Origin of the sequence: Gordonia rhizosphera NBRC 16068 (assembly GCF_000298195.1) — a bacterium.
Lineage (GTDB): Bacteria > Actinomycetota > Actinomycetes > Mycobacteriales > Mycobacteriaceae > Gordonia > Gordonia rhizosphera.
Genome location: NZ_BAHC01000073.1, coordinates 41,041 through 48,271 on the forward strand (window position 1 = coordinate 41,041; position 7,231 = coordinate 48,271).

The window sequence follows — 7,231 nt, forward strand, 5'->3', positions numbered from 1 at the left end:
CTAGCCCGAGATCTTGATCCCGGGGGTGGTGCCCCAGAACGCCAACGTCATGACCAGATTCGCGAAGATGATCACGATGATCGCCATCCGGATCGCGTGACCGGCCGCGACACCGACGCCCTCCGGCCCGCCGGACGCGAAGTAACCGTAATAGCACTGGATGAAGGTCGTCAGGAGCACGAACACGATCACCTTCACGAAGGAGAGCACCATGTCCGTCGACACCAGGAACTGGTTGAAGTAGTACAGGTAGGTACCGGCACCCTCTCCGCTCTGCAGCTGGAACATGACCTGGCACGCCACATAGTTGGCCGCCAGCGACACGGCGTAGAGCGGCACGATCGCCAGGACTGCGGCCGACATCCGCGTGGTGACGAGGTAGGGCAACGGGCGGATCGCAATGGCCTCGAGTGCGTCGATCTCCTCGGCGATGCGCATCGACCCGAGCTGGGCGGTGAACCGGCAGCCCGACTGCGCGGTGAACGCCGTGGCCGCCAGCAACGGCGCGAGTTCCCGCGTCGTCGCGAAGGCCGACAGGCCACCGGTGACCGGCGACATGCCCAGAATGCTCAGTGCGGTGTACGCCTCGATGCCGACCGTCGCGCCACCCATGATGCCGAGGATCACCATGACGCCGACCGTGCCGCCACCCACCACCAGTGCCCCGTTGCCCCAGGCCACGTCGGAGAGGAGCCGCCACACCTCCTTGCGGTAGTGCGTGAACGTGATCGGCACGGACCCGATCGAACGCACCAGGAAGGTGATCAGGTGCCCCATTGCCGCGAGCGCATCGCGCGGCCCGGTGTAGATGACCTTGGCCCCCGCGAGCGGCCGCAGCATCGGCGGGACATAGCGTGACGCCGCCACCTCACACCACCTTCGTCGGCACGAGCATGGCGAACAGCTGGGTGAGCACCACGTTGACGGTGAACAGCAACAGCACCGAGTTGACGACCGCGGCGTTCACCGAGTTGGCGACACCGGCGGGGCCACCCTTGGTGGTGAGGCCGCGGTCGCACGCGACGACGGCGACGATGGCACCGAAAATGACGGCTTTGATGAGCGCGAAGGCGAGGTCGGTGGTCGAGGCGAAGGACGCGAAGGTCCCGGTGTAGCTGCCCGGGGTTCCGCCCTGGAAGTAGACGTTGAACATGTAGCCGGTGATGAACCCGACGAAGCAGACGAAGCCGCAGAGCAGGAAGCTGACCACCATGGTCGCCAGCAGGCGCGGAGAGATCAGCCGCTGGATCGGGTTGACACCCATCACCTTCATCGCGTCGATCTCGTCGCGGATGGTGCGTGATCCCAGGTCGGCAGCGATCGCCGACCCGACTGCGCCGGCGAGCAGCAGCGACGTCACCAGCGGTGCGCCCTGCCGGATGACGCCGAGGCCGGTCGCGGCGCCCGAGAACGACGTCGCACCGATCTGACCGGCGATGTTGGAGACCTGGATGGACACGATCACCCCGATCGGGATCGCGACCAGCAACGTCGGAAACACCGAGGTACCCGACATGAAGGCGCACTGCCGGATGAACTCACCGAACGGGAATCGTCGCTTGACGATGTCCACGATGAGCACCTTGAACACCTCAACGAACATGCCCATCTGACGGCCGAACGTGTCGAACGAGGCCATGACGTGCTCACGGAACCAGCGGCGCACCGCACCCGAGCCCGTGCGTGCCGCCTCCCCTCCGGAGGTCACCGCGTCAGTACCCAATCCCCCACCCTTGCGTGTCGGCCGCCCGATTCCCCAGGCACTTTGCTATCACATATATGTTGCGTGGCGAGCAATCTGCTCAACCACGACCTCACTTCACGGATTGCGTCCCCCCACATGGACCGACCCGGTGGGCACTATACCCAACACCCCTCACCTCCTGTGCCACGGGTCACACTACCGAGATCTGCGCCTCCCCGGGGTGCGACATACCTTGGGTGACGTGACCGATGCTTCGAAGGTTCTCTGCGCACACCTTAACTGGGGCGAGTGACCGAATGGCCGATAACCCGACCCTTCCCGTCCCGGCGCGCCCCTTCGTGCCGCCTCGCACTCTCGATGAGATCCGGCTGTGGGCGCCCGTGGCGACGACCGTGACGATGCTCGCCGCAGCACCGGCGGACCCGGACGCCGCGGCCACCCCGATCCCCATGGGCCGGGTACCCGGGGACCCGGAATGGTGGGCGCCGTCGTCGGCCGACCTGCCCGCCACCGTGCCGGGGATGCGGTACCGGTTCGTCGTCGACGATGGCGAACCGACCCCGGACCCGCGGTCGGTACGGCTGCCCGACGGTGTGCACGGTCCGTCGGCGCTGTACACGATCGACGAGTCGCGCTGGACCGACGCCGCCTGGGGCGGCATCGACATCGGCGGCGCGGTTCTCTACGAACTCCACATCGGCACCTTCACCCCGGCCGGGACCTTCGACGCCGCGATCGAACGGCTCGACCATCTGGTCGGGCTCGGAGTCGACGTCGTCGAGGTGATGCCCGTCAACGCCTTCAACGGCACCCACGGATGGGGGTACGACGGCGTCGCATGGTATGCGGTGCATGAGCCCTACGGCGGCCCCGACGGGTTCGCCCGGTTCGTGAACGCCTGCCATGAGCGCGGCCTCGGCGTGGTGCTCGACGTCGTCTACAACCACCTCGGACCGTCCGGGAACTACCTGCCGCGCTTCGGGCCGTACCTCTCCGAGGGCACCACCAGCTGGGGATCATCGGTGAACCTGTCCGGGCCGGGCTCCGACGAGGTGCGGTCGTTCATCCTGGCGAACGCGTTGTGGTGGTTGCGCGACTTCCATGTCGACGGTCTGCGCCTCGACGCGGTCCACGCGCTGGTCGACCATCGGGCCGTCCATCTACTCGAGGAGCTCGCGCTCCGCGTCGACGAGCTGTCGGCGGAACTGGGACGGCCGCTGTCGCTGATCGCCGAGAGCGACCTCAACGACCCGCGGTTGATCATGCCGCGGGGACTCGGCGGCTACGGACTGACCGCGCAGTGGGACGACGACATCCACCATGCGATCCACACCGCGGTCTCCGGGGAACGTCAGGGTTACTACGCCGATTTCGGCGACTTCGACGGGCTCGCCAAGGTGTTGCGGCACGGATACTTCCACGACGGCACATTCTCGTCATTCCGGGGACGCCGGCACGGTCGCCCCATCCCCACCGACGTCGTCTCCGCCCGCGCCCTGCTCGCCTACACCTGCGACCACGATCAGGTCGGGAACCGGGCGGTCGGGGACCGTCCGTCGGCCTACCTCGACGGCGGCCGGCTCGCGTGCAAGGCCGCGTTGGTGCTCCTGGCGCCGTTCACGCCGATGCTGTTCATGGGTGAGGAGTGGGCGGCGGATACCCCGTTCGCCTACTTCACCTCCCATCCCGAGCCCGAACTGGGCCGGGCGACCGCGGAGGGGCGTAGGTCCGAGTTCGCCGACCACGGTTGGGATCGCGACGACGTCCCCGACCCGCAGGACCCGGCGACGTTCGAGAACTCGAAGCTCGACTGGACCGAACCCGACGCACCCCAACACCGCCGCATGCTGGACTTCTATACCGCTCTCATCGCGCTCCGCAAACGCGAACCTGAGCTGAGCCGGGGCGAATTCGATTCCGTCTCCACGGCATACGACGAACACGCCGGCTGGTTCGCGATGTTCCGCGACGGGTGGGCCGTGGTCTGCATCCTCACCGGGGATGAGACGGTCGTACCGATCAACATGCGACCCGAGTTGTGGTGGACGAAACCGGCCGGCTCGAACGGCAGTCTGCGCAGCGCCGGTCACAACGTGGTGATCGGTCGCGTCCGCTGATCGGTCAGGTCAGGCAGTCGTCAGGTCAGGTAGTCATAGGCCGGCGTGCCCGGTTCGAGGCGTTCGCAGTGCAGGTGCGAGTGGGCCATCCGGTCCATCAGTCCCGCAAGCCCTTCCGGCTCGCCGAGCTCGATACCGACGAGCGCCGCACCGGTCTCGCGGTTGTTACGTTTGACGTATTCGAACAGGGTGATGTCGTCGTCGGGGCCGAGCACCTCGTCGAGGAACCGGCGCAACGCGCCCGGCTCCTGCGGGAAGTCCACCAGGAAGTAGTGTTTCAGACCCTGATGGACGAGGGAGCGCTCGATGATCTCGCCGTAGCGCGAGACATCGTTGTTGCCTCCGGAGATCAGGCACACCACCGTGGGTCCGCCCGGACGGTCGAGTGCCCGCAGGTCGAGCCCGGAGAGTGCCGCGACGGCGAGGGCCCCCGCGGGTTCGGCGATGATCCCCTCGTTCTGGTAGAGCCCGAGCATTGTCGAACAGATCGCGCCCTCGTCCACATGCGTGACGTGGGCAGCACCGGGCCGCGGCACGTAGGCGACCGCCGGGAGCACCGGCGCCGCGGGCTGCGACGCGAGAGCGCCGAGCACCGGGTGCGCGGTCACCGAGGCGCCGAGTTCGGACATCACGCGATATCCGATACCGCCGATGCGCTTGACCGCGGCTCCGTCGACGAACGGGTCGATCGTGTCGAGGGTGACCGGACCGCCCGACACCAGCGCGGCGGCCAGCGAGACCGCGCCGGTGGGCTCGACCCCGACGATCGACACGTCGTCGCTGCGGGCGCGTAGATAGGTGGCGATGCCGGCCAGACACCCGCCGCCGCCGACCGGGGCGACGACGACGTCGGGCACCCGACCCAGTTGTTCGACGATCTCGTAGGCGATGGTCCCCTGACCGGCCGCGGTGCGCGGGTCGTCGAAGGCGTGGATCCAGGACGCCCCGGTCCGCATGACGTCGGCCTGTGCGGCGGCCGCGGCCGCGTCGTAGGTGTCCCCCACTGCCAGGAGTTCCACGAACTCTCCACCGTGCCAACGGATTCGATCACGCTTCTGCTTCGGGGTCGTCGTCGGGACGTAGATCCGGCCGGACACCCGCATCGAGCGGCACGCATAGGCGACACCCTGGGCGTGGTTGCCGGCGCTGGCCGCGACGACACCACGCGCGCGCTCCTGCTCGGACAGCTGCGCCATCACGTTGTAGGCACCGCGGATCTTGTAGGACCGAACCGTCTGGAGGTCCTCGCGCTTGAGATAGACCTGCGCCCCGACCGCGGCCGAGATCCGTGGCGCCTCCTCGAGCGGGGTGCAGGCGACGGCGTCGGCGATCCTCGGAACGGCAGCGGAGATCGCGTCCGCCGTCAACGCGGGGCCGTGCTGGTGAACCGGTGCCTGCTGCGTACTCACGACGTCCATGCTCTCACCTGGCCCGACCGCGCCCGCAGCGGCCTACACTCGCATCAGGGTCACTGGACAGTCCGAGGGTGGGAGATCACGATGAGCTCGATGAGAACGCTCAGCCGGTTCGGCGTGACCGCGGTCCTGGTGCTCGTGTGGGCCCTGTGCACCACCGTGGTCCCTGCGACCGCCTCCGGCGCGCCGATGTGTCCCGGGGCCGGTGCACCGCCACGCCTGGTCGGGTCGGTTCCTTCGGCGGCGCTCGAGGGTCTGACGGTCGATGCCCGTGGCCGGCTCTACACCACGGATCTGTTCTCCGGACGGGTCTTTCGTCTGAATACTCCCGGGGCCCCGGCGGTACCGATCGCCCGGGTGCCCGACGGCGGCGCGGGTGCGTTGGCCTGGACTCCCGACGGCACGCTGCTGGTCGGATACGGCTCGGATGCCCGGGTCGTGGTCGGTGACGCGCTCCGGCACGCGGGCATCGCCGCGCTCGACGTGAACCGCCTCACCCTGCTCCCGGGGGTGCACGGGCTGTCGGCGGCGAACGGCATGGATACCGCGGACAACGGAATCGTATACGCCACCAACGATTTCGGCAGTCTGATCGGTCGCGTGTTACCCGATGGCACGGTGCAGGCGAACTGGGGATCGCTGCCGAGCGCCAACGGCGCGGTCCTCGACAAGGGTGACCGGTTCCTGTACGTGTCACGGACCTTCGTCAACCCCGGGGTCAGCCGGATCTCGACCGCGAACCCGCGGTTCATCCAGAGCCTGCTCGACCTCGGCGGCAACATCACGATCGGACCGGACGGGTTGACGCTCGATTCACAGGACCGCCCGGTCGTGCCCTTCAACGGCTCCGGTCAGATCGTCCGGATCACCGCACCGGGACGCTACTGCGTGCTGGCGTCGGGTCTCCCGACATCGAGTGTGCTCTCCTACGGTCGCGGTGACCGTGGATTCTCGACGGGACATCTCTACCGCGCGGGTTTCGACGGGAAGATCTACGAGATCCCCGGCGGATTCGACCGCACCGCTACCGCGGCCTTCCCCCGCTGAGAAGCCGCTCGGTCCACCAGACGACGACCAGCGCGACACCCGACGCCCACGCGGCGGCCTGACCGGACCCGGTGAGGACGACGGTGAACATGGCCACGATCAGCGCGGCCAGCAGCGCATGCACCTTGTAGAGCGGCCACCGTGCGCCGGCGATCTCGACCACCGGGCGCGACGAGCGCACCACGGCACGTCCCTCGACCATCGCGGATGGATTCGCTGCGGTCATGCTCGCTCCTCGGGCTCGGTGGCGATCGTGGATCGTTCGATCGCCACTGCCCGAGTGTAGCTCAGTCGGAACTAAAATGTTCGGGACGCCGAAAACTTGTGTTCGTGACGACGTCCCAGTGGTGTGTCTCGGAAATAGGTGACCCGTCTCCGGTGGAGCGATCGGCGATCTGGCAAGGCGGAGGAGGGAGCGATAGCGGCGCTATCGTGACCGACGACAACGCCGCCAGGCGTCGATCGAACGCCGGAGACGAGTTGCCTATTTCCGAGACACACCGCTAGCCGGTCAGCCGCCCAGACAGCTCGGTCCGAGCAGCGCCTTCAGATCGCCCATCAACGCCGAGCTCGGTGTGACCCGCAACGCCTCGGTCAGCCGCAGCACCGTCTGCCGCTGCTCGCTGACCAGCGTGACGTGCACATCGGCGGTGCCGGGATGGCGGGTGAGGACCTGTTTGAGCGCCTGCACCCGGTCCGGGGTGCACGAGCGTGCGGTCAGGGTCAGCGCCACCGGCTTGGCGGTGCCGACCGCCGCCAGGTCGGGCACGGCGAGGTCGTTGGCGCTGATCATCGTGGAATCGTCACGCGCGTTGACCCGCGCCTTGATGAGCACGATGTTGTCGGCGACGATGTCGAGGCCGAAGGCCTGGAAGGCCCGCGGGAAGAAGTAGACCTCCACGCCACCGACCATGTCCTCGAGGGTGACGACCGCGTACGGTTCACCC

At 67.9% G+C, this 7,231-nt stretch carries 6 protein-coding genes and 1 pseudogene; 2 read left to right on the plus strand and 5 right to left on the minus strand.

Annotated elements, in window-relative coordinates:
• The gene (locus tag GORHZ_RS09030) at window positions 1-867 is read right to left on the minus strand and encodes an MlaE family ABC transporter permease (RefSeq protein ID WP_006332289.1); all 867 of its coding nucleotides are present in this window, start codon (window positions 865-867) and stop codon (window positions 1-3) included.
• Window position 868: 1 nt separating this feature from the next.
• Complete coding sequence (locus GORHZ_RS09035; protein WP_006332290.1) at window positions 869-1,723, minus strand: MlaE family ABC transporter permease; 855 nt, start codon at window positions 1,721-1,723, stop codon at window positions 869-871.
• Window positions 1,724-2,001: 278 nt separating this feature from the next.
• Here GORHZ_RS09035 and treZ point away from each other — a divergent pair, with 278 nt between their 5' ends.
• On the plus strand, window positions 2,002-3,822 hold the full coding sequence (gene treZ, locus GORHZ_RS09040; RefSeq protein WP_006332291.1) for a malto-oligosyltrehalose trehalohydrolase: 1,821 nt from the start codon (window positions 2,002-2,004) through the stop codon (window positions 3,820-3,822).
• 20 nt (window positions 3,823-3,842) lie between these two features.
• Here the strand turns inward: treZ and ilvA are convergent, their stop codons facing one another.
• On the minus strand, window positions 3,843-5,240 hold the full coding sequence (gene ilvA / locus GORHZ_RS09045; RefSeq protein WP_006332292.1) for a threonine ammonia-lyase IlvA: 1,398 nt from the start codon (window positions 5,238-5,240) through the stop codon (window positions 3,843-3,845).
• A gap of 90 nt (window positions 5,241-5,330) precedes the next feature.
• On the opposite strand from ilvA, the gene GORHZ_RS09050 reads away from it, so the two are divergent.
• Window positions 5,331-6,284: an SMP-30/gluconolactonase/LRE family protein gene (locus GORHZ_RS09050; RefSeq protein WP_083877233.1), complete on the plus strand. Its 954-nt coding sequence runs from the start codon at window positions 5,331-5,333 to the stop codon at window positions 6,282-6,284.
• On the opposite strand, the gene GORHZ_RS09055 is transcribed toward GORHZ_RS09050, so the two are convergent.
• Both GORHZ_RS09055 and GORHZ_RS09060 read right to left on the minus strand, forming a co-directional pair.
• Window positions 6,262-6,510, minus strand: a complete 249-nt coding sequence (locus tag GORHZ_RS09055; RefSeq protein WP_006332294.1) for a hypothetical protein — start codon at window positions 6,508-6,510, stop codon at window positions 6,262-6,264. The genes GORHZ_RS09050 and GORHZ_RS09055 overlap by 23 nt on opposite strands.
• A gap of 285 nt (window positions 6,511-6,795) precedes the next feature.
• Window positions 6,796-7,231: pseudogene (locus GORHZ_RS09060) on the minus strand (DNA polymerase III subunit alpha); the annotation flags it as partial.